2 protein-coding genes are annotated in these 1,285 nt (G+C 50.9%); both read right to left on the bottom strand.

The features are described 5' to 3' along the window. Positions 1-138: 138 nt before the first annotated feature. A complete protein-coding gene (locus tag CUJ83_RS15515; RefSeq protein ID WP_230743379.1) occupies positions 139-669 on the bottom strand; it encodes a hydrogenase iron-sulfur subunit in 531 nt (176 codons plus the stop codon). Continuing rightward, positions 669-1,285, bottom strand: a 617-nt coding sequence (locus CUJ83_RS15520) for a 4Fe-4S binding protein (RefSeq protein ID WP_230743380.1), incomplete at its 5' end; no start/stop codon positions are given. The genes CUJ83_RS15515 and CUJ83_RS15520, both read right to left, overlap by 1 nt.

The raw sequence follows: 1,285 nt of genomic DNA on the forward strand, positions 1-1,285 counted from the left end.
TCAACGATACCACAAGTCTTGATATAATAATCATCATGCTTGTGACCCTCAATAGCAACACCCTGCCAGACAGTCCTGCCTGAAATCAGGTTAGCTTCAATAGAGTTAGTCATATTCGGTCTCCTTCAAAGCTCCTGGTCAGTTCTTTATTACAGGTGCGACTTCTAGTTTCTTACCAGCGCTCACCTTTGCGATCTCTGCCAGGTCATCTTCCACTACGGATGCTGATTGACCGATCTCGGCCGGCTTCGTCCCCTTGTTAAGGGGGCTCGGGCCCAGTTCATTTATGGTGTTGATCATCTCCTTGACGACCTCCGCCCACTTGGCCCCTTCGGATGCTGATACGAAAGTCATCCTCACCCTGCGGTCATCTAAACCGAGAGACTTGAGGACTCTCTTCAGATAGAACATCCTCTTTGCTGCCTTATAATTCCCTTCGAGGTAGTGGCAGTCACCAAAGTGACATCCGGATACAATCACGCCATCAGCACCATCCATGAACGCCCTCATGATGAGGAGCAGGTCGACACGACCCGTACACATCGTTCGGACTATACGGATATCTGACGGATACTGAATACGAGCGGTCCCAGCAAGATCTGCTCCCGCATAGGAGCACCAGTTGCAGACGATCCCGAGGATCTTAGGTTTCCATTCTTCGTTTGTCATTATATCTCACCCCCACCAAGGAGGAATGCATCTATCTGTGCAATTAACTGAGGTGTTGTAAAGTGCTGCATATAGATCGCGCCGCCCGGACAGAATCCGCCGCAGGTGCCGCAGCCCTTACACTTTGCATCGTTTATCCTGGCTTTTTTCTTGCCTTCGCTTACATCGACCATTTCAATTGCCTTGTACGGGCAGAGTCCCTCGCATACTCCGCAGCCAGCGCAGAGTGTTTCATTAATTTTGCCTGCGATAGGCTCGAGCATGACCTTGCCCTGGTTGATAGGTACTGCCGCAGCTGCAGCCGCACCTGCTGCCTGTGCCACTGTGTCAGGGATATCCTTCGGACCCTGGCAGCAACCGGCAAGATATATACCTTCGTTCGATGTCGAGAACGGGTTAAGCTTCGGGTGAGCCTCTAACAGGAACTGGTCAGCGCTCTTCGAAATAGTAAGTTTGTTCCTGAGAAATTCTGTGGATTTCTTCGGGACTATCGCGGATGCGAGTATTACCATTTCGAGCTCTAGTTCTATGGGTACGCCGAGCAGTGTGTCTTCTGCGTGGACGATCAGGTTCTTGTTGACAGGGTTCTCCTCTATGTAGGATACTCTGCCCCTGA

Origin of the sequence: Methanooceanicella nereidis (genome assembly GCF_021023085.1) — an archaeon.
Taxonomy (GTDB): Archaea; Halobacteriota; Methanocellia; order Methanocellales; family Methanocellaceae; genus Methanooceanicella; species Methanooceanicella nereidis.